The organism is Marinomonas rhizomae, from assembly GCF_024397855.1.
GTDB classification, from domain to species: Bacteria; Pseudomonadota; Gammaproteobacteria; order Pseudomonadales; family Marinomonadaceae; genus Marinomonas; species Marinomonas rhizomae_A.
In genome coordinates this window covers 3,568,225-3,590,188 of record NZ_CP073343.1, presented here as the reverse complement: position 1 = coordinate 3,590,188, position 21,964 = coordinate 3,568,225, and the positions used below count along the sequence as shown (strand labels likewise).

18 protein-coding genes and 1 rRNA gene are annotated in these 21,964 nt (G+C 45.4%); 17 read left to right on the top strand and 2 right to left on the bottom strand.

What is annotated here, in order from left to right; translation table 11 throughout:
* Positions 1 to 8 precede the first annotated feature (8 nt).
* The 17 genes from rrf (at position 9) to KDW99_RS16810 (ending at position 18,116) form a co-directional block, all read left to right on the top strand.
* Positions 9 to 123 (top strand): 5S ribosomal RNA (rrf, locus tag KDW99_RS16890).
* 1,176 nt (positions 124 to 1,299) lie between these two features.
* The gene (gene urtA / locus KDW99_RS16885; RefSeq protein ID WP_205113563.1) at positions 1,300 to 2,583 is read left to right on the top strand and encodes an urea ABC transporter substrate-binding protein; all 1,284 of its coding nucleotides are present in this window, start codon (positions 1,300 to 1,302) and stop codon (positions 2,581 to 2,583) included.
* Positions 2,584 to 2,705: 122 nt separating this feature from the next.
* Positions 2,706 to 4,328 carry an urea ABC transporter permease subunit UrtB gene (gene urtB / locus KDW99_RS16880; protein WP_255826338.1) on the top strand — a complete coding sequence of 541 codons (1,623 nt, stop codon included), beginning with the start codon at positions 2,706 to 2,708 and terminating at the stop codon, positions 4,326 to 4,328.
* Positions 4,325 to 5,458, top strand: coding sequence for an urea ABC transporter permease subunit UrtC (gene urtC / locus KDW99_RS16875; protein WP_255826337.1), 1,134 nt, complete (start codon positions 4,325 to 4,327; stop codon positions 5,456 to 5,458). Before urtB ends, urtC begins: the two co-directional genes overlap by 4 nt.
* The gene (gene urtD / locus KDW99_RS16870; RefSeq protein ID WP_114412366.1) at positions 5,455 to 6,306 is read left to right on the top strand and encodes an urea ABC transporter ATP-binding protein UrtD; all 852 of its coding nucleotides are present in this window, start codon (positions 5,455 to 5,457) and stop codon (positions 6,304 to 6,306) included. The genes urtC and urtD overlap by 4 nt, the downstream gene beginning before the upstream one ends.
* Positions 6,303 to 7,022, top strand: a complete 720-nt coding sequence (urtE, locus tag KDW99_RS16865) for an urea ABC transporter ATP-binding subunit UrtE (RefSeq protein WP_255826335.1) — start codon at positions 6,303 to 6,305, stop codon at positions 7,020 to 7,022. Before urtD ends, urtE begins: the two co-directional genes overlap by 4 nt.
* Positions 7,023 to 7,076: 54 nt before the next feature.
* Complete coding sequence (locus tag KDW99_RS16860; RefSeq protein ID WP_255826334.1) at positions 7,077 to 8,015, top strand: urease accessory protein UreD; 939 nt, start codon at positions 7,077 to 7,079, stop codon at positions 8,013 to 8,015.
* Between the two features lie 66 nt (positions 8,016 to 8,081).
* Positions 8,082 to 8,384, top strand: coding sequence for an urease subunit gamma (locus KDW99_RS16855; protein WP_255826333.1), 303 nt, complete (start codon positions 8,082 to 8,084; stop codon positions 8,382 to 8,384).
* Positions 8,385 to 8,445: 61 nt separating this feature from the next.
* Entirely contained in the window at positions 8,446 to 8,763 is a 318-nt protein-coding gene (locus tag KDW99_RS16850; RefSeq protein ID WP_255826332.1) for an urease subunit beta, read from the top strand.
* On the top strand, positions 8,763 to 10,469 hold the full coding sequence (ureC, locus tag KDW99_RS16845; protein ID WP_255826331.1) for an urease subunit alpha: 1,707 nt from the start codon (positions 8,763 to 8,765) through the stop codon (positions 10,467 to 10,469). Before KDW99_RS16850 ends, ureC begins: the two co-directional genes overlap by 1 nt.
* Positions 10,470 to 10,492: 23 nt before the next feature.
* On the top strand, positions 10,493 to 10,936 hold the full coding sequence (locus tag KDW99_RS16840) for an urease accessory protein UreE (protein WP_114412360.1): 444 nt from the start codon (positions 10,493 to 10,495) through the stop codon (positions 10,934 to 10,936).
* A complete protein-coding gene (locus tag KDW99_RS16835) occupies positions 10,917 to 11,609 on the top strand; it encodes an urease accessory protein UreF (RefSeq protein WP_205116822.1) in 693 nt (230 codons plus the stop codon). Before KDW99_RS16840 ends, KDW99_RS16835 begins: the two co-directional genes overlap by 20 nt.
* 174 nt (positions 11,610 to 11,783) lie before the next feature.
* Positions 11,784 to 12,425 carry an urease accessory protein UreG gene (gene ureG / locus KDW99_RS16830; RefSeq protein ID WP_205113570.1) on the top strand — a complete coding sequence of 214 codons (642 nt, stop codon included), beginning with the start codon at positions 11,784 to 11,786 and terminating at the stop codon, positions 12,423 to 12,425.
* 70 nt (positions 12,426 to 12,495) lie between these two features.
* On the top strand, positions 12,496 to 13,095 hold the full coding sequence (locus KDW99_RS16825; RefSeq protein WP_255826329.1) for a HupE/UreJ family protein: 600 nt from the start codon (positions 12,496 to 12,498) through the stop codon (positions 13,093 to 13,095).
* Between the two features lie 57 nt (positions 13,096 to 13,152).
* Positions 13,153 to 16,659 (top strand): hybrid sensor histidine kinase/response regulator, encoded by a 3,507-nt coding sequence (locus tag KDW99_RS16820; protein WP_255826328.1) that lies wholly within the window; start codon positions 13,153 to 13,155, stop codon positions 16,657 to 16,659.
* Positions 16,646 to 17,557, top strand: a complete 912-nt coding sequence (locus tag KDW99_RS16815; RefSeq protein WP_255826326.1) for a response regulator transcription factor — start codon at positions 16,646 to 16,648, stop codon at positions 17,555 to 17,557. The genes KDW99_RS16820 and KDW99_RS16815 overlap by 14 nt, the downstream gene beginning before the upstream one ends.
* A 115-nt stretch (positions 17,558 to 17,672) precedes the next feature.
* A complete protein-coding gene (locus tag KDW99_RS16810; protein ID WP_255826325.1) occupies positions 17,673 to 18,116 on the top strand; it encodes a GNAT family N-acetyltransferase in 444 nt (147 codons plus the stop codon).
* Between the two features lie 567 nt (positions 18,117 to 18,683).
* Here KDW99_RS16810 and KDW99_RS16805 read toward each other — a convergent pair.
* Positions 18,684 to 20,579, bottom strand: a complete 1,896-nt coding sequence (locus KDW99_RS16805) for a methyl-accepting chemotaxis protein (protein WP_255826324.1) — start codon at positions 20,577 to 20,579, stop codon at positions 18,684 to 18,686.
* Positions 20,580 to 20,652: 73 nt separating this feature from the next.
* Positions 20,653 to 21,951 (bottom strand): SLC13 family permease, encoded by a 1,299-nt coding sequence (locus tag KDW99_RS16800; RefSeq protein ID WP_255826323.1) that lies wholly within the window; start codon positions 21,949 to 21,951, stop codon positions 20,653 to 20,655.
* Positions 21,952 to 21,964 lie beyond the last annotated feature (13 nt).

Here is a 21,964-nt window from a genome sequence, read left to right as displayed (position 1 = left end):
ACGAATTGCTTGACGATCATAGAGGCGTTGAACCACCTGATCCCATCCCGAACTCAGAAGTGAAAAGCGCCATCGCCGATGGTAGTGTGGGAGATCCCATGTGAGAGTAGGTCGTCGTCAAGCTTTACATTAAGAAGGCCCTGATAGCTATGCTGTCAGGGCTTTTTTTCGTCTGGAGAAAACTTGAATGCGAAGAGACTGAACCACCTTCTCCCATCCCGAACTCAGAAGTGACTCTTTGCAAGCCGCGGGCGCTCGCCATCGCCGATGGTAGTATAAGCATGTGGGATAAGTATCCCGCAAGGGGATAAAAATCATCAAGCTTTAAATTAAGAAAGCTCTGATAGCTAATGCTATCAGAGCTTTTTTCGTTTGCAGGAATGTCATCTTGTTATTTCATTTGCTTACGCTTGTTTCGTACCTAAACGTATTGGTGTGGATCCAATACTTAGGCTCTTTATTCGTCTCAGGTGCTCGCCGTCACCTATGGTCATCCCGCTGAGATGAGCATACTAAAAGAGGGATAGAATAGGTGTATACATGATTTTATTTGAGATTTGCAGAATGGATAAAAACTCATGAGAAAGAATATTTAAGAGAAGTAGTGCTGTTAATTATTTAGTCTCTTTCAAACATTTCTCTATGATTTAGTGAATTATACAAATACTTTTCTTGCAGAAGCGGCTTATTTTCGCTAAGTTATTTTGCAGACAGAGAGTGATTGGACTCGCTCATGCCTCTAGGATGGAGGCTCTGTCTCTTATCAGGATGAATTGTGCTGCATGGACGCAGCGGAAAATCTCTTCATGCGATACTTCTAACTCTCTCATTACCTTTATTCTTTTTTCAAAAAATCATTCGCACCTTTAGTTTATTTCGTGTCGCCCATACTGAAGCTTAGTCATTGAGCATAATAATTATGCAAATTATGATTTTTTTTAGAATTTAATTCTGAGTTTAAGGGTAGCTAGGTTCTTGTATCAGCAGGTCGGTTGCTTTTTTTTCAATTCAAACGATTACTTCGAATTTTGATTGCGAGTACAAGCGATTAATTACTTGCATAGGGACAGATAATGTCCGCTCTTGAGCCTTGGAAGCTGGGCAGTTCAAGAGATTAACCCCTTTTCAGAAAAGGCATTCGTATTGCCCTATACGTCAAATGACGTATCCCTGTAAGTCATTTCGCGCATACCTTTCTTCCAGTGATTTTTTAATACTGGCTCTACAGATTTGAGGTTTTCTAAAAACCTTACCTGAAGACTCAAAAATATTATAAATCACAATAGGACGGCTCCAACTATGAAAATCAAAACGCTTACTTCTGCGATTGTGCTCTCTGGTGCAACGCTTATTGCGCTTCCTTCGCTAGCAGCAGACACAATCAAGGTCGGTGTGTTGCACTCCTTGTCTGGCACCATGGCGATTTCTGAAACCACGCTAAAAGACACTGTCTTGATGATGGTGGATGAGCAAAACAAAAAGGGTGGTTTGTTAGGTAAGAAGATCGAAGCTGTGGTGGTTGACCCAGCATCAAACTGGCCATTGTTTGCAGAAAAAGGTCGCGAGTTATTAACCAAAGACAAAGTGGATGTGATTTTTGGTAGTTGGACATCGGTTTCTCGTAAATCGGTATTGCCAGTATTGGAAGAGTTGAACGGTTTAATGTTCTACCCAGTTCAGTACGAAGGCGAAGAGTCGTCTAAAAACGTGTTCTACACAGGGGCTGCGCCAAACCAACAGGCGATTCCTGCGGTGGATTATTTGATGAACGATCTTGGCGTAGAGCGCTTTGTGCTCGCTGGAACAGATTACGTTTACCCTCGTACCACCAACAAAATTCTTGAGGCGTACCTAAAAGCCAAAGGTGTTGCAGCAAAAGACATTATGATCAACTACACGCCATTTGGTCATTCTGATTGGCAGTCTATTGTCTCTGACATCAGTAAATTCGGTAGCGAAGGTATGAAAACTGCCGTGGTGTCTACTATCAATGGTGACGCAAATGTACCTTTCTACAAAGAATTGGGTAATCAAGGTATTTCATCTGAAGACATTCCTGTTGTGGCTTTCTCTGTTGGTGAAGAAGAGCTTTCTGGTTTAGATACAAAACCATTGGTTGGTCATTTGGCGGCTTGGAACTATTTCCAAAGTGTTGAAACACCAGAAAACGAAGCCTTTATTAAAGCGTGGCATGCCTACACTAAAAACTCTGATCGTGTAACCAATGACCCAATGGAAGCGACTTATATCGGTTTCAAAATGTGGGCGAACGCAGTAACGAAAGCGGGCACAACAGATGTTGATGCGGTTGAGCAAGCCATGATCGGTCAAACAACGCCAAATCTAACCGGTGGTGTTGCGGTAATGAACAAAAACCATCACTTGAGCAAACCTGTGCTAATTGGCGAGATCCAAGACAATGGTCAGTTTGAAGTGGTTTGGGAAACCGATGGCGTGGTGGCGGGTGATGCGTGGTCTGACTTCTTACCAGGTTCTAAAGATCTGATTTCAGATTGGACGGCGCCGATTAAGTGCGGTAACTACAACACCAAAACCAAGTCGTGTTCTGGTCAGAATTATTAATTTGACCCATCCCCAGGGGTAACCTCGACTCTCTGTATAGCGGCTGAATAGCTTGTCTATTCAGAGAGTCATTTTTCTCTTCAAATCGAGTTCTGATTTAAAAACCTTCCGATACATGGAGTATGACCTTGAGACGTATCACCGTGAAACATTGCATCGCACTTTGCTGCTGTCTTTTTGGGCTTTTATCCTTTCCCAGCTATGGCGCGGAGTCGACGTCTTTGGACCCTCTTTTAGTCGAGTTGGGTGAAGCCAAAATGAAAGAAGTAGAGCCGATTCTGGTCAGAATTGAGGCCGCATCTGACGACAGTGTTTTGCCCCTTTTCCGTACTTTATTAGAGGGCAATTTGTATTACATCGAAGCGGAAGGTCAGGTTGTTGGTCAGTCCGATGTGAATGGTGAAACTGTTTATAAAGATGTATTTACTCAACAAACTCGAACGGATCTTCAGAAAGGAGATGTGGATAAAATTCGAGTAAACAATAAATTACGTGGCTATTTACGCAATGCCATGGCCCGAATTCAACTCACTGCGAAGTCGCCTGGTGTGCGTGAAAGTGCGGTTAGAGAGCTCTTGTCTAAATTAGATGACGACACGGTCGAGGTTTTAGAAGGCCTTTACCCGAATGAGCCGAACAAAAAAGTTAAAGAAGCCATGGGATTGGCGCTTGCTATGAATACGGCATCACAAACGGGGTTGGCACCTTCTAATCGCATTGCGGCGATTGAAAAAATGTCCACAAGCTTAGAAAGTGATGTACGAAACCTGCTGACTCGACTTACCCGCGACGACAGCGCCGCTGTTGTGAGTGCTGCCAATGTGGCGTTAGAAAAAATCGCTCAACGAGTGAATCGTTTTGCCTTTGTCGATCAGTTGTTTTTTGGTTTGAGCCTTGGCTCGGTATTGTTGCTGGCATCTATTGGCTTAGCGATTACTTTTGGTGTGATGGGCGTTATCAATATGGCCCATGGCGAAATGATCATGTTGGGTGCTTACACCACCTATGTGGTGCAGCTGATCATGCCGAATTACATCGATTACTCGATTTGGGTAGCGATTCCAGCTGCCTTTTTAGTATCTGGCTTGATGGGCGTATTGATAGAGCGCTTAGTTATTTGTCGTTTGCATGGCCGCCCATTGGAAACCTTGCTGGCCACTTTTGGTATTAGTTTGATCTTGCAGCAATTGGTACGGACGATTTTCTCACCGCTTAACCGTCAAGTATCCACGCCTAGCTGGATGAGTGGCTCTTGGGAAATTAACCCCGTTTTATCTTTAACGCTAAACCGTTTGTATATTTTAGCCTTTGCCTTGTTGGTGTTCATCGTCTTGGTGATTGTATTGAAGAAAACCTCTCTGGGGCTAAACGTTCGTGCAGTCTCGCAAAATCGCAATATGGCAAAAGCCATGGGTGTAAAAACCAATTGGGTCGATGCGATGACCTTTGGTTTGGGGTCTGGTATCGCAGGTATTGCTGGTGTGGCGTTAAGTCAGCTGACCAATGTTGGACCAAACTTGGGTCAATCTTACATTATCGATTCCTTCATGGTGGTGGTGTTCGGTGGCGTGGGCAACTTGCTTGGCACCTTGGTAGCGGCCTTTACATTGGGTATCGCGACGAAATTTCTTGAGCCAACCACGGGGGCAGTTCTCGCGGCTATTCTGGTGTTGGTGTTTATTATTCTCTTTATTCAAAAACGTCCTAAGGGACTCTTTCCACAAAAAGGGAGGGCGGCAGAATGAAACGTCTTACAGCTTGGTTTTCTGAAGGACGCTCGACGGGCAAACACACTCTGCCATTTGTGGTGATTTTATTGAGTGTGACTATTTTGGCCTCGGCGGCGAATCTATTGTTACCCGCTGACTCAGTTTTTTATGTCAGTACTTACACCATCACCTTATTGGGCAAGTATTTATGCTACGCCATGCTGGCGCTAGCAGTGGACATTATCTGGGGTTATTGCGGTATTTTGAGTTTAGGTCACGGGGCATTTTTCGCCTTGGGCGGTTACGCGATGGGCATGTATTTGATGCGTCAAATTGGTGATCGCGGGGTTTACGGTAATCCTTTGTTGCCTGACTTTATGGTGTTTTTAGACTGGAAAGAATTGCCTTGGTTTTGGCTGGGCATGGATCAGTTCTGGTTCGCCATGTTAATGGCAGTGCTAGTGCCTGGTTTGTTGGCCTTTGTGTTTGGTTGGTTAGCGTTCCGTTCTCGTGTAACGGGCGTTTATCTTTCCATCATGACGCAAGCCTTAACCTATGCCTTGCTGTTGGCGTTCTTCCGTAACGAAATGGGCTTTGGTGGCAACAATGGCCTGACCGATTTTAAAGAAATTCTTGGCTTCAGTTTACAGGCCGACAGCACGCGAGTTGCCTTGTTCTTGATCACGGCTATCTTGCTGGCTGTGGTGTTTGTTGTAAGCCAAAAGATTTTGTCTTCTCGTCTTGGCAAGGTGGTGTTGGCGATTCGTGATTCAGAATCCCGTTCACGTTTTATCGGCTATCGTACTGATAGATACAAAGTGTGGTTGTTTGTTTATTCCGCTGTCATCGCTGGCATTGCTGGCGCTTTGTATGTACCGCAAGTGGGCATTATTAACCCAGGTGAATTCTCCCCGATTAACTCGATCGAGATGGTGATTTGGGTAGCGGTAGGTGGTCGTGGCACCTTGATTGGCGCGGTGATTGGGGCCTTGTTAGTGAACTACGCGAAAACTCGTTTTACTGCCATCATGCCCGATGCTTGGTTGTTCGCCTTAGGTGCTATGTTTGTGTTGGTTACTTTGTATTTGCCAAAAGGTTTGATGGGGCTTTATGGGCAGCTAAAGGCTAAGCGAAATACAGTGATGAATAAGGAGTCACAAGCATGAGTACGTTAGATAGCACCCGTGAACTCTTCCGTCGTGATCAGGTTTGGCCATTTTTGGCTCCAGCGCAGGCCGAGGTAAATGTCGGTAATCAGATGATTCTGTACGTGGAAGATTTGAATTTGAGCTTCGACGGCTTCAAAGCGCTAAACAATCTTAATCTTTATATTAACGATGGCGAATTACGCTGTTTGATCGGTGCCAATGGAGCGGGTAAAACCACTTTGATGGATGTGATTACGGGTAAAACCCAGTGTGATTCTGGCACGGTTTTCTTTGGGCAGAATCACAACTTATTAAATAAAGACGAAGCGGAAATTGCTCAGCTTGGTATTGGTCGTAAATTCCAAAAGCCAACCGTGTTTGAAGAACAAACTGTGTTCGATAATTTGGAGTTGTCTCTTAAGACTGACAAGCGTGTCTTGCCGACCTTGTTCTCGCGTTTAACACCGACACAAATCGACCGCATTGATGAAGTATTAAAAACCATTGGTTTAGCTAAGCATAGATTCATGTTGGCGGGTGCCTTGTCTCATGGTCAAAAACAATGGTTAGAAATCGGTATGTTGTTGGTGGCAGAGCCAAGACTTTTGTTGATCGATGAGCCTGTAGCTGGCATGACAGCACAAGAGACAGAACGCACGGCGGAGCTACTAACCTCTCTGGCTGGAGAGCGAACTGTGATTGTGGTCGAACACGATATGGAATTTGTGCGCAGTATTGCTCGCACAGTCACCGTTTTGCATCAAGGCTCAGTGTTGGCCGAAGGCACAATGGACCAGATTCAAAGTAATAAAGACGTGATTGAAGTGTACCTTGGTGAAGAGGCTGCGGCAGGAGAACAGGCATGATATCCATTAACAAGGTTGATCAACTTTACGGCGGCACACAGATTCTTTGGGGCTTGGATTTAGACATAGTCCCCGGTTCGATAACTTGCATCATGGGCCGCAACGGTGTGGGCAAAACCACCTTGCTAAAAGCCATCATGGGGTTACTGCCGATTAAAAGTGGCGAGATCACTATGGAAGGCGAAACCCTAAACAAGCAAAGCGCAGAGAAGCGCGCTTACTCAGGTATTGGTTACGTTCCCCAAGGTCGAGACATTTTCCCCATGCTCACGGTGGAAGAAAATCTGCGCATTGGTTTGCCAGTGCGAAGTAAGCGCACCAAAGGCACTCTAAACGATAATCCAAAAGAAATCCCTGAGAAAATCTTTGAGCTTTTTCCTGTATTGAAAGACATGCTACATCGTCGTGGTGGCGATTTGTCTGGCGGTCAGCAACAGCAACTGGCGATAGGTCGCGCCTTGGTATTAGAGCCAAAAGTCTTGATCTTAGACGAGCCAAACGAAGGCATTCAGCCCAACATTGTTAAGCAAATTGGCGATGTGATCTTAAAGCTCAATGCAGAAGAAGGTTTGACCGTCATATTGGTAGAGCAAAAGCTTGGCTTCGCTCGTCGTGTGGGTAAAGAGTTTCGTTTGATGGAAAAGGGACGCATTGTAGCGGCGGATAAAATGGAGAACCTTAACGATACTTTGATTAAGCAGTATTTAGCGGTCTAGTTTTTGCATTATCTAGCGATTAGGCGATACGCAAAAAAACGCTATAGGGCATCAATGAATAATAAACATAATCTTGCTTTAGCAGAAAAATTTGAACAAAAGCCGCTGATAGAAACGTCCATGTTGCCCGAAGTTGGTGCTTCGCAGTGGCATGCGTTTCTGACGTTGGGTTTTGATAAGACCACTCGCGGAACCGTGTTGAAAACCTGTGACCATAAAGGGCCTTTGTATGTGCAAAAGCCTTTTTACCCTGAGGGTCGAGATACGGCACACGTCTATTTATTGCATCCACCGGGCGGTTTGGTTTCGGGGGATCGCCTCACGATTACAGCAAACTTATCTCAAAATACACACGTTTTAATCACCACGCCTGGGGCAGGTCGTGTTTATCGTGCTCGTAAAGACAAAACCTTACAGCATCAAATTACCCAGTTAAACGTCGCTGAAAACAGCTTAATGGAATGGTTGCCACAAGAAACCATTTTGTATCCTAATGCCCACACACGCCTTGAAAACCGTATCGAGCTTGCGGATAACGCCAAGTTCATAGGCTGGGAAATTACCTGTTTTGGTTTGCCAGCCAACCAAGAAGATTTTGGCGAAGGCCACGCAGAACAAGGCTTTCAGATTCGTCAGAACGGTCGTCTTAAGATGCGTGAACGATTGGTTATTGATGATAGTAGCCGTGCTGTTTTTTCGGCCAAAGCGGGATTAGATGGTAAGCCAATTAATGGTTTGATGATCGCAGGGCCGTTTGATTTAAAGGAACCTTCTAATTCAGTCAATCATGACGAACTGATCGACTCCCTACGCCAGCACTGTAACCAACATGGGTCATTAAGTGGCGTGAGTCTTGTAGGTGAATACATCTTAGTTCGCAGTCTTCACGATGATTCGGAACAAGTAAAACAGCTATTTATTCAGTGTTGGCGAGATATTCGCCCGGTATTAATCAACAAAAAATCCAATGAACCGAGAATTTGGTTGACCTAAAAAGGTGCGTACGCTCTTTTTTGGTTCAACGAAAACAATCATAAAGATAAGTAACGGAGCATAAAAATGGAACTCCTCCCAAGAGAAAAAGACAAGCTGTTGGTATTTACCGCTGCCTTACTAGCCGAACGACGTTTGAATCGCGGCCTTAAATTGAATTATCCCGAAGCCATGGCGTACATCACTATGGAAATTATCGAAGGCGCTCGCGATGGTAAAACCGTGGCGGAATTAATGGCCTATGGCAAAACCTTATTGAGTGCGGAACAAGTAATGGACGGTGTGGTTGAGTTGGTCCATGAAGTGCAGGTGGAAGCGACGTTCCCAGATGGGACCAAGCTAGTTACCGTTCACAATCCAATTAATTAATGACTACTCGTTACGTCATTAAAAGTGTGTGTCAGGTTCTTTTTTTTAAAAGGAAAACATCATGATTCCAGGTGAAATACAGGTAGCCGCTGGCGATATTGAGCTCAATGTGGGCCGTAAAACGGTGAAAATTCGCGTCGAAAATACCGGTGATCGTCCTGTACAAATTGGCTCCCATTATCATTTTTTTGAAGTGAATCCCGCTTTGTCTTTTGATCGTGCAGTGACTAAGGGCTTTCGCTTGAATATTGCTTCTGGTACCGCAGTGCGATTTGAACCCGGCCAAGGCCGTGAAGTAGAGCTGGTCGAATACGCTGGCACGAAAACTATTTATGGCTTCCGTGGCGACGTCATGGGCACATTGGTAGGAGCAGAATAATGGCGACGATGGACAGACAAAGTTACGCGCAGATGTTCGGTCCGACTACGGGCGACCGTGTGCGTTTAGGCGATACCGATATCTGGATTCAGGTGGAAAAAGATTTTACTGTCTATGGCGACGAAGTGAAATTCGGCGGCGGCAAGGTTATCCGCGACGGCATGGGACAAAGCCAAGTGACCAACGACGTGGCTGTGGATTTAGTGATTACCAATGCCTTGGTGTTAGATCATTGGGGCATAGTAAAAGGCGATGTTGGCATCAAAGACGGTCGCATTTTTAAAGTCGGTAAAGCCGGCAACCCAGACGTGCAAGATAACGTCGATATTGTGGTTGGGCCGGGAACGGAAGTCATCGCTGGTGAAGGCTCTATTTTGACTGCCGGTGGCATTGATGCACACATTCATTTTATTTGTCCGCAACAAATTGAAGAAGCCTTAACCTCTGGCGTCACCACCATGATTGGCGGCGGCACAGGGCCTGCAACGGGAACTAAAGCAACGACTTGTACGCCTGGGCCTTGGTATCTTGGCAAGATGTTACAAGCCACGGACAGCATGCCGATGAACTTGGGCTTTTTGGGCAAAGGCAACGCCAGTTTGCCAGAAGCTTTAGAAGAACAACTGGAAGCAGGTGCTTGTGGACTGAAACTGCACGAAGATTGGGGCACCACGCCAGCGTCGATTGATTGCTGTTTGAGTGTCGCTGAAGCCTACGACGTGCAAGTGGCGATTCACACTGACACCTTGAACGAATCTGGCTTCGTCGACAGCACCATTGATGCCTTTAAAGATCGAGTGATTCACACTTATCACACCGAAGGCGCAGGTGGCGGTCATGCCCCTGATATTATTCAAGCCTGTTCCAATCCGAATGTCTTGCCATCCTCAACTAATCCAACGCGCCCTTATACTCACAACACGGTCGATGAGCATTTAGACATGCTGATGGTGTGTCACCATCTGGACAGCAATATTGCAGAAGATGTGGCGTTTGCAGATTCACGTATTCGCAAAGAAACCATTGCAGCGGAAGACATTCTTCATGATCGTGGTGCTTTCAGTATGATTTCGTCTGATTCCCAAGCCATGGGACGCGTTGGTGAAGTGGTGACGCGTACATGGCAAACCGCCCACAAAATGAAGCAGCAGTTTGGTTTGTTGGCAGAAGATCAAGAATTGGGCGCGGATAACTTTCGGGCTCGTCGCTATATTGCCAAGTACACCATCAACCCTGCCATTGCTCATGGTATTAGCCATGAAGTCGGATCGATTGAGCTGGGAAAAATGGCGGATTTAGTCTTATGGAAGCCAGCCTTTTTTGCTGTAAAACCTTCGATGATTATTAAAGGCGGCATGATTGCCAGCGCGCCAATGGGTGACCCAAATGCCTCAATTCCGACGCCACAGCCAGTGCACTATCGTCCTATGTTTGGTTCATTCGGCAAAGCTGCTGCAGCGACGTCTGTGACCTTTGTTTCACAGGCAGCATTGAACAATGGCTTGAAAGAATCCCTTGGTTTAGATCGTACCTTGGTGGCCTGTAAAAACACTCGCAATATTTCCAAGCTCGATATGATTCACAACGATTGGTTGCCGAACATTACCGTTGATCCGCAAACCTATGAAGTGCGAGCGGATGGGGAATTATTAACCTGTGAGCCAGCTGAAGTATTGCCCTTGGCTCAGCTTTATACTCTCTTTTAGGGGCGTTTTTTTAGGAACAGCATATGCTAGATATTTACGAAAGGTTAGGCACCCATTGTCACGATCCAGTCCACACCACAGTGACGCTAACCCATGAACAGCGTGATCGTGGTAGATTGAAACTTATAGGTGACAATGACGAAGAGGTTCGAGTTTTTCTTGAGCGTGGTAAGCCGCTGTTAGTCGGTGAATTTTTAAAGTCCGAATGCGGAAGGATAGTTCAAGTGACTGGCGCAGTAGAAGACGTCGCTCATGCTAGCTGTGAAGATTGGGAAGCCTTCTCCAAAGCCTGCTACCACTTGGGCAATCGTCACACCAAAATTCAAATTGGCGAACGCTGGCTACGCATCAAACCTGACCACGTTTTAGAAGACATGTTGCACATGCTTGGCTTGATCGTTACCCATGAAGAGGGCGTTTTTGTCCCAGAATCTGGAGCTTATAGTCATGGGCACAGTCACCACTAACATTGATACCACTGATATTAGCTTGCTGCGGCTTTTGCAGTTAAGCAGCGTCGGTTTGCCTGTGGGCGGCTTTGCTTTTTCTCAAGGCATGGAATACGCCATTGATCAAGGCTGGGTAAAAAACAAAGCTGAGGTGTCTGACTGGATTAGCTTGCAGTTGCAACAGTCGGTAGCACGTGTGGATTTACCTGTGCTGCGGTTATGTATGGATGCCGCTAAGCGGCAAGACACAGAAAGATTATTTGAACTGAATGATTTAGTACTGGCCTGCCGAGAAACCAAAGAGCTGCGACTGAATGATACTGCGATGGGTGAAGCCTTGTTTCGTCTAATGGGCAGCCTGCAAATCGATACGCCGTTTAAGCGTTTAGACGAGATGAGCTTTGTCACCTTATTTGCTATTGCAGCCAATTATTGGGGGGTGAAAATAGATCTTGCTTCACTCGGCTTTGCTTGGTCTTGGTTGGAAAACCAAATTGCCGCCGCTACCAAGCTGGTTCCCCTTGGGCAAACCCAAGCACAAGAATTGTTAGGTGAATTACAGACAGACATTCGACACGCCATTGCCATGTCATTAACCATTGAAGAAGACCGTGTTGGCGCAGGCCTACCGGCCATTGCCATAGCCAGTGCTCAGCATGAAACACAATACTCACGGCTATTTCGGTCTTAGGCGAATCGGTCAACTTAGCCTTATCTACCATAATGAGGAATTAGTTTTGTAGGTCGCGGCTTTAGCCCGACAAGGCGTGATTTGTTGTGGCGAGTTTTTGTCGGCATAAATGCCGACCTACAAGTGATTGGTCTAACCATAAGATTTCGAATTTATTTTTAAAAGGAACCTAGTATGAAAAAACAAACCTTACGAATTGGTGTGGGTGGTCCAGTAGGATCAGGTAAAACCGCGTTGCTGCGTTCTTTATGTAGCGCGATGCGTGACTATTACAACATTGCCGTGGTGACCAATGATATTTATACCCAAGAAGATGCGAAGTTCTTAACCCAGCATGAAGCCTTGGATGCGGACCGTATCTTGGGAGTGGAGACAGGTGGTTGTCCGCACACGGCGATTCGTGAAGATGCATCAATGAACTTGGCGGCGATTGATCAATTGCTAGAGCGTCATGGCGAATTGGATGTGGTGTTTGTGGAAAGTGGTGGCGACAACTTGAGTGCGACCTTTAGCCCAGAGTTATCCGATTTTACCATTTATGTTATTGACGTTTCTGCAGGTGACAAGATTCCTCGTAAAGGCGGTCCTGGTATTACGAAATCGGATTTGTTGATTATTAATAAAACGGACTTAGCGCCTTTGGTTGGTGCGTCTTTGGATGTGATGGCGCACGATGCCAAGATTCAACGAGGTGATCGTCCGTTTATCTTTTCGAATCTCAAAAAAGCCCAAGGCTTGGATGAGATTATTCAGATCATTGTGTCTGAAGGGATGTTGGAAGCAAAAGAAATACCTGCAGCGAAAGCTGTCGTTTAAATGGCTACTGTGCTCGTAACGTCGTTGGGAAGTATTAAGTTCAGGTTTACGAAATATTAGGAGAAAAATTATGAATGCGTTGAAAGAAAGAGCATTGAAAACAAAAGGTTTGTTGGTAGCGGCTTCAGTATTGGCTTCTGGTTCCGTTTTTGCTCATCCGGGGCATGAACAAGCTTCTAGCTTTATGACGGGATTTGCTCACCCAATGGGCGGTTTGGATCATCTTTTGGCCATGGTGGCGATTGGTCTTTGGGCGGCGAGCATCGGTGGCCGCGCTTTGTGGGCGATCCCTGCGGCGTTTGTCGTGACTATGTTGTTGGGCGGCGGCTTAGCCGTGGCCGGTTTGAACGTACCATTCGTTGAACAAGGTATTCTATTGTCTGTCGTCGTATTGGGTGCTTTGGTGTTGTTTGCTAAGCGTTTACCAACAGCGGCTTGCATGGCGATTGCAGGGGCTTTTGCGTTATTCCACGGTGCAGCGCATGGTATGGAAATGCCTTTGAGTGCCAATGGTCTGCAATATGCGTTGGGTTTTGCTTTGGCTACGGCGGGCTTGCATGCGGTTGGTCTGGGTTTTGGTCAGCTGATGACGAAAATTGGTACGCCTTTAGCGACGCGCATTAGTGGCTCTGCTATTGCGCTAGCGGGTTTGGTACTTGCTTTTGCCTAACTCATTTTTGTTTCCTAAGCCAAAGAGCGTCATTTTATCGTCTAAGCACGAGATTCTATGACGGCGGCACAAAAGATCTTTAAGGTGCGACGCCACTACAATAAGTGGGTCGCCGATCAAACCATGGAAGATTACGCTCTACGCTACACTTCTCGGCATGACAACGGCTCCAAGCAGGGCCATGCGATGAGTATTGAGCGTGTTGGTCATACCGCGCTTGGTGCAACCGCGTTTTTGGCGTTGGAAGGACTGGCTGCGGTTATTACCCTCGCTTATGGTTTTACCAACGCGGTGGCAGCTATTCTCACTGTGTTGGCGGTGTTTTTCGTCACGGGTTTCCCCATTGCTTATTATTCCGCTAAGCATGGTTTGGATATAGACTTATTGACCCGAGGCGCGGGCTTTGGTTACCTTGGATCGACTATTACCTCGCTGATTTATGCGACTTTCACCTTTATATTCTTTGCCATTGAAGCGGCTATTTTGGCCTCTGCAATGGAGGTTCTATTAGGCATTCCTTTGGCTTTGGGTTATGCGCTCTCGGCCATATTTGTTATTCCCATTGTAACACACGGTATTCGTGCTATTAGTCGCTTTCAAAACGGTACCCAGTGGATTTGGTTGGTGTTACAAGTAGCGGCGATTGGCGTAGTGGTGACGCAGGAATACCAAAACTTCGAAGGCTGGACACAATATGCACCAGCTGATTTGCCGCAAAGCACGCATTTTGATTGGGTTTTGTTTGGCGCAGCAGCATCTGTGCTGTTTGCCTTGATGGCGCAGATTGGCGAGCAAGTCGACTACTTACGCTTTTTTCCTATAAAAACCAAACAAAACCGCCGACGCTGGTGGTTTTGGCTGATTTTAGCGGGTCCAGGTTGGGTATTTATTGGTGCCATCAAAATGTTATTGGGTTCGTTTTTGGCTTACTTGGCGATTTCCGATGGCGCTTCAGCGATACAAGCCACCGATCCAACCTATTTGTATCAGCGCATCTTTTTCTTTTTAACCACATCGCCTACCACCGCTTTGCTTTTGGCGGCGGTGTTTGTGTTTATCTGCCAGATGAAAATCAATTTAACCAACGCCTATGCGGGTTCTATTGCTTGGTCGAATTTTTTCTCACGCTTAACTCACTCTCACCCCGGTCGTGTTGTCTGGTTGGTATTCAACGTAACTATTGCATTATTGCTGATGGAATTGGGGATTTATCAGGCTTTGAGCGCTATTTTAGGCGTGTTTGCCATCGCTGCGGTGAGTTGGTTAGGTAGCTTGTCAGCGGATTTATTAATCAACAAACCGTTGGGTTTAAGCCCTAATTATGTCGAGTTTAAACGCGCGCATTTATACGACATTAACCCTGTCGGAACGGGCTCGATGTTGATTGCGACCACGTTAGGTTTAGTGAGTTATTTAGGTGTCTTTGGTGAAGTGGCGAAAAGCTTGTGTCACTTTATATCCTTAGGTTCGTGTTTTGTGTTTGTGCCGCTGATTGCGTGGCTCACCAAGGGTAAATATTACCTAGCGCGCCAAAGCCCTGAATTGATTCCGATGATTGAGCTGGCAAAACAACACAGCCCTAAGTATGTCACTCTGACTTGTGGGATTTGTGAGAATGCGTTCGAAACGGAAGACATGAGTTTTTGCTCTGCCTACATGCAGCCGATTTGTTCTTTGTGTTGCTCCTTAGATGTACGCTGTTTAGATAGCTGTAAACCACAGGCAAGCATTGGGCAGCAGAGTGACTATTTCTTAAAGCTTTTTTTACCTAAGAGACTCGTTAAGGCGCTGAGCTCTCGCTTTGGTCGTTTTGCCTCTTTGTTGCTAATAATCAATATTATCAATGCCGCACTGATGATGTTGATTTATACGCAAATGGCACCGACATCGCTGAATGAAGAAGTCTTGTTAAAAGAGACTATGTTGGCGCTGTTCTTTACTCTGTTGATCGTTTCTGGTGTCTTATCATGGTTGTTTGTTCTCGCTCATGAAAGTCGTGTGGTGGCGCAGAAGGAGTCTAATAGGCAAACAAGAAAATTGATTCGTGAAGTTGATGCTCACCAAGAAACCGACCGAGCCTTGCAAGGGGCAAAAGAACAAGCTGAGCGAGCAAATGAAGCAAAAAGTCGCTATCTCACCGGTATTAGTCATGAATTACGCACACCGCTGCAATCTATTATTGGCTATGCACAACTCTTATCCGAGAAAGCTAATACACCTTCTGGGCACCAGAATGGTTTGGATATTATTCATCGTAGTGGTTTGTATTTGGCGGATTTGATCGAAGGTTTATTGGATATTTCCAAGATCGAAGCAGGGCGTTTTGATCTATATCGCAATACGGTGGATTTGCCGAAGTTAATCGATCAGCTAAACAGCATGTTTGCCATGCAAGCGCGTGACAAAGGCATTCAATTGCAGTCAAAAATTCTCGCACCATTGCCTCAACATGTCATAACAGATGAAAAGCGTTTACGGCAAATTTTGATTAACTTGTTGTCAAATGCCGTGAAATACACGCCAAAAGGCTCGGTATTGTTCGAAGTCAATTATCGTAATCAAGTGGCTGAGTTTGTTATCCGAGATACGGGTGTAGGCATTAAAGAAGGCCACTTAAAACGTATTTTTGATCCTTTCGAGCGAGTACGTGACATCAGTACTGGTAATTTACCTGGCACAGGCTTGGGCTTGACCATAGTGAAACTGTTAACAGACATCATGGGCGGCGATTTGCAGGCACATTCTGTGGTGGGCGAAGGCAGTGAATTTCGCGTCAGTTTGATGCTACCTTGGGTGAGCCAAGGAGATGGCTCTGCTTATGAATACAAACGCATCGTAAGTTACCGTGGCTATCAGCGTACTCTTATGGTGGTAGACGATGACCCTGTGGTACGTGGTTTGTTGTCGGATATTCTCGTGCCGCTGGGCTTTAATGTTTTGGAAGCCTCCGACGCTGAGGCTTGCTTGGATGAGCTGGATTCTTGCTCGCCAGATTTATTCGTATTAGATGTCTCCATGCCCGGTATGGATGGGTTGAGTTTAGCTAAGTTGCTACGTGATCGAGCTTATAGTGCGCCAATTATTATGTTGTCTGCTGATGCCAAAGAGAACCAACGTAAGCCAGATGAGCAAGCAGCGTTTAATCAGTATCTTGTTAAGCCTGTGAACAACAGTGATTTGTTGGATGCCATCAAACATTGGCTAGTGTTGGAATGGGTCTATCAAGAAACCGACGTCGATGTTGCTGTGCCTAGGCTTGTGGAAAAGTTCGCTGACAGCAATGAAGAGCACGAGCACAATCGGCTAGAAGAGCAACAAACTGCCGGCATTCCAGACCATGAAAGTGTGCGCGAACTGATGGCGTTTGCGGAGATGGGTTATAAAAAAGGCGTCGGCGGTTTGCTAGATCAGCTGGCTAAAACAGATGTCATTGACTCGAGCCATTTACAACAATTGGAAAGCTTGTATCAAAGTTTTCAGTTCGACGCGATTGCCCAATACATACAAACACACTCACGTTTAATCAGTGATGTTAGCGAGAAATCCAACTATGAACCCGAGTAATAAAAGTGACATTGTTTTAGTGGTCGACGACTCGCCAGATGCGTTGAGCCTAATTCATGACACTTTGGAAGCTGCTAATATGGATGTGCTTGTTGCCCTTGAAGGCAAGCAAGCCTTAACCATTGCTCGACGAATTCGTCCCGACATCATTTTGCTCGATGCCATAATGCCGAATATGGATGGTTTTGACACCTGCCGAGCGTTGAAAGCAGAGCAAAGTCTGGCGTCGATTCCAGTTATTTTCATGACAGGTTTGAGCGATACCGACGACATTGTACGTGGCTTAGAAGCGGGTGGTGTGGATTATCTTACCAAGCCGATTCAGCCCAATGAATTGATTGCTCGCATGCGTGTACATTTGTCTAATGCGCGTTTGAGCAACAACGCTCAGTCCGCACTGGACAGTATGGGACAGTATTTGATGACGACAACCTACGCCGGTGAAATTGCGTGGGCGACGCCACAAACCTACGCCTTACTTGCTAAGGCGCGAGCAAGCAGTGAATGGCAAAGTACTGAGCTGGCTTTGCAAATACGCCTCTGGTTAGCTCATCAGCCTGCCGTGGGGAACCTGCTGAAACTCAGTGGATTAGAGTACCCCTTAGCGCTGAAAATGATGGGCGTCACCGAACAAAAAGAAGTGCTATTACGTCTTGAAGACGGAGACAAACCCACCGGCCCTGCTTTATTAAAGAAAGAACTCGACCTTACGGATCGCGAGTCAGAAGTCTTGCACTGGATTGCCAATGGGAAAACTAACCGTGAGATCGCTGAAATTCTTGAAATGAGCCCGCGCACAGTCAACAAGCACTTAGAGCAAATTTTCCCAAAACTAGGTGTCGAAAACCGTACTTCAGCTGCCGCTGTTGCTCTGCGAATTTTATCGGCAGATCGATAGTTTTGGATGAGTGTTTACTATTGTTTAGGCTTAACTTTAGGTAAGTGCTTTCTTATTTAATAAACGCATAAATTACTTTATGCTGCCGTTTTACCGCATCGAAAAAGGTGTCCTAATGTCTATTGAGCAATCCATCGAGTTATCGCTTCCTATCGTTTATAAGGTGAATCAGGCTATTACGGCTAAGCAGTTTGTTGAGTTGCTGGCGAAAACGACATTGGGCGCGCGTCGTCCTATCGATGAGCCTGAAACAATAGAGGCTATGTTGGAAAATGCTAATTTGTTGATTACGGCATGGCAAGGCGAGGCCTTGGTCGGCGTGGCGCGTTCGGTGACGGATTTTGCCTTTTGTTGTTACTTATCGGACTTGGCAGTGGATGAATCTGTGCAGGCAACGGGGATTGGTAAAACGCTGATCCGAATGACCAAGGAAGCCTTACAACCCAAGTGTTCGTTAATTTTATTGTCTGCGCCTCAGGCAGTGGATTACTACCCTAAAATTGGTTTTACTCAACACAATAGTGCGTGGGTGCTGACGGATATTACGATGTTAAAATAGTCCCCGAAAGTAACTTATTGTTTTGAAAAGAGTACAAAAACATTTTTACTTAATACGCTACTTTCGTGACTTTTAGTGACAGCTTCTTACTAATTGTCATCAAAATACACAAAATATCCTGAACAAGATAAGAATGTTCATGATGTCTTGTGCGCATTGTTTTAGATCCATTTTCTTCCTATCATTCCCACATCTTGAAGTCTTTTGATCTTGAGTGAGCTTATTTAGTTCATCTGTTAGATCGCCTTCAATGTTTTGAATTTTCTCGAGTTTGATCGAAGTTTTAAGCTCGAAAAAGAATCTGTGCTCCACGCTATTTTGTGTTTTTTACTTGTTAGCTAGAGTCAGTAGCCCTTTTTAAGGGTGATGTTTCTTTTAATCGCTAAAGATTCATTTTTGTACTTCCCTTTTTTTTTAAGTGATGCCTCATTTATGAGCCATCACTTTTTTTTGTCTAAAATTTGAGGCGCTTCTGGTGAGGTTCGTTATGCTGGTGAAATGTTAGGCGTAAAAAAGCCCCTTGCGGGGCTTTGGTTGAAATAAGATTCAATTTTTAGTGTTACAAGCTTAGATCTGGAACTGGCCGACTTCGCTGTCTACTTGCTTGGCAAGTTGGTTAAGTCGTTTTGATTGTTCTACACCCGTTTTACTTTCAATGGCTAAATCGGCCGCCACTTGGCGAATGGTCTCGCTGTTTTGGCTGATTTCATTGGTCACGGCTGTTTGTTCTTCTGCAGCGGTAGCAATTTGCGTCGCCATGTCTGAAATGCTGATGATGGCATTGGCAATTTCTTCTAGGCTCTCTGTCGCTGCATCAGCATCCGCAACACTGGTTTGTGCTTTGGCGCTGCTGTTTTGCATTGAAGTAACCGCTTTTGATGTTTGCTCTTGTAGTAGCTCAATCATTTTTTGAATTTCTTCGGTCGAAGCGTGAGTACGTTGAGAAAGCGTACGCACTTCATCTGCAACCACGGCAAAACCACGACCATGTTCGCCGGCACGAGCCGCTTCAATCGCGGCATTAAGGGCTAGCAAGTTGGTTTGTTCTGCGATGCCTGTAATAGTCGATAGAATGCCACTAATTTGTTGAGCGTGATTATCTAATTCAGAAATCTGTCCAGTAGCAAGGCTCACTTCGTTGGCAAGTTGGTGAGTCGAATTACGACTTTTTTGTACTTGCGCACTGCCTTTTTGTCCCAGCTCAACAGAGTGACCAGCGGCTTTGGCTGTTTGCTCTGCGTTGCCCGCGATTTCGTGAGTTGCTGCCGCCATTTCAGTAACAGCAGAAGCGACCATGTCGATTTCTTGCTGTTGAGTGGCAACACGAGAGGCGCTTTGAGTCGACGAGTTCGATACATTTTGAGCTTCGTTTGCGACGTCTTTAGAAAGTACTTTTAAGCGTTCAACTACGCCATGCATGTGACCCACAAAGTCATTAAAACCTTGTGCTAAGACGCCAATTTCATCGTCACGTTTTACCTCTATGCGAGCGCGTAAATCGCCTTTGCCTTTAGATATATCTTGTAGTGCTTTAGAAACGCGCGTTAAGTCGCTAAATATCACTTTAAATAACCAATACAAGAAACAGCTAAATGCCACAAGCAGAACCAATGCAGTGATGATCTGACGAACCAATACTTTATAAACTGGCGCCATTAGTTCACTTTTGTCCATGGTGAAGACTAAGGTCCAATCTGTATTAGGAATATTCTGAGCGTAAGCAAATACATCTCGCTCATTTAATGTTTCTTCGGCTAGCCTATCTTCTTTTGCAAGCTTGGATAGTGCGCGAGGTGCGAAAATAGAGGAAATAGATTCGGCTTTTTTCATCACCATATCTTTGTCAGCATGGGCAATAATGTCGTTGTTGGATGCGACCATCATGGCAGAGCCTGAACCCGGGATATCAAGCTCAGCAACTTGTTTGGACAGCTGATCCAAACTTAGATTTGCGCCGACCGTACCAAAGTTTTGACCATTTTTAGTCACAGGATTAGTTAAGATAATAACCAATTCTTTGGTCGTAGAGCTGATGTTTGGTCCAAGAATACTTGGCTGACCAATACTCATTGCTTCTTGATACCAGCTCTTTTGGCGAGGATCGTAACCTGGGCGTTTTGCGTCTAACGCTGGGTCTTGGCGGTACATTTTGCCATCATTATTGCCGTAATAGGTTAAGGCAAATTTACCACTGTCATAAGCTTGTTTAATCGCGATGTAAGGTGATTGATCAGGTGCTCGTTCTAGCGTGTTAGCAAGCGAAGCCGCAATGACTTTTCGGCTGTTCAGCCACTCGCTTGTGTTATCGCCATAGGCTTTTGAGAAATGACGAACATCTTTTACTAATGAATCGCGCATTTGTTGCGTCAGAGAAAGGGTCGTTTCTGTGACTAGATATGCCGTTGTGATAACAACAGCAAGAATGCTGACACTCAGTATCCGAGTGCGCAAAGAAAGAGTCATGAGGGTATCTCCATATATGTAAAAAAAGGCGCAGCACCATAGTGATGCATACGCCCAAAGAGGTTATCCGTTACTAAAGCACAAAAGTGATTAGCAAATTAAATAGTAGGGCCGCAGCAAAGCCCAGTGGGGCAGCGCGGAACAGAAGTTGAGGGAACAGTTTTGTTCGACTTTCTTCTGTTGGGCAAGCCCCTAGAATCAAACTTCCTCCAGAAGAGAAAGGCGATATGGCTGTGGCCTGAGCACCGACTACGATACAGATGAATAGCATCATCGGATCCAATGACAGACTTTGTGCAATTGACGGTACGATTGGGAAAAGCGCTGGCGTAACCACGCCCAATGTACTGGCAAAAAGGGACATGAAAGCAGCAACAATACCGAATACAACGGGCACCAAAGCGGCTGGGATTGAAGTACCAATCCAAGAGGCAAGGTCATTGATTGTACCGGCTTTTATCGCTACCGAGATCAACATACCTACGCCACAGATCATAATAAGCGTTGACCAAGGCACAGAGGCAAAGGCTTTACGCTCGTCTCCAAGTTTCAATAATAATGCGATAACAGAGAACACGCTGGCGATTAGGCCTATGTTCATCTTGGAATTAATAAAGTTAATCGTCTCATTATCAGGCAATAGAAGATGCGAAATTGGTGCAAGTAGCACTAAGCCCATCATGATAAGAGTTAGAGTTAAGGTTTGTGATTGCTCTTTATTGAACGGCGTAGGGCGTTCTACTTGGAAGTCATTTTTGGCGACATTAGCACGGTGCTTAGTGAAGAACACTAATGCGGTGATCACAATTAAAGGAATAATAGCCGTGCTTAAGAAAATGCCAATAGAGTTTATGAAGGCTTGGTTTTCGGTAACACCAGCGCTGGCCATGATGCCGCGGAAGATAATGCCGCTTTGGCTAGACATGAAATTCGCGCCCGTTAATGCGCCGTAACCAACCGACATAGAACCAACTACCATGCTCATGCCTGTACGTTGGCACAGTAGTAAGGTAATCGGAGCCATAAAGGCTAAGACTGTGTAGTAGCCTGCTCCAAGCGCTGAAATGATAGTTGTCGTAATATAAATTGCGTATGGCAATAAGTGAGGAAAGCGGCGGCAACGATACATAAGATGCTCGGCGAGCTTTTCTAACGTGCCATTGATAATGGCAAAGCTGTAAAACAAGGACACAGAAAAGATAATAAAGAAGATCTTCAACGGCCACATTTTAATAATGTCGTTAGGACTTAGTCCTAGTGCAAAGCTGCCGATTAAATAGGCGAAGGCGATAGCGAAAAGACCAATATTGATACGGGTTTTATACCCTAGAATGATGGAGAGGAGGATTGCTCCAACAACAAGTAGACTCATAATAATAGTTTCT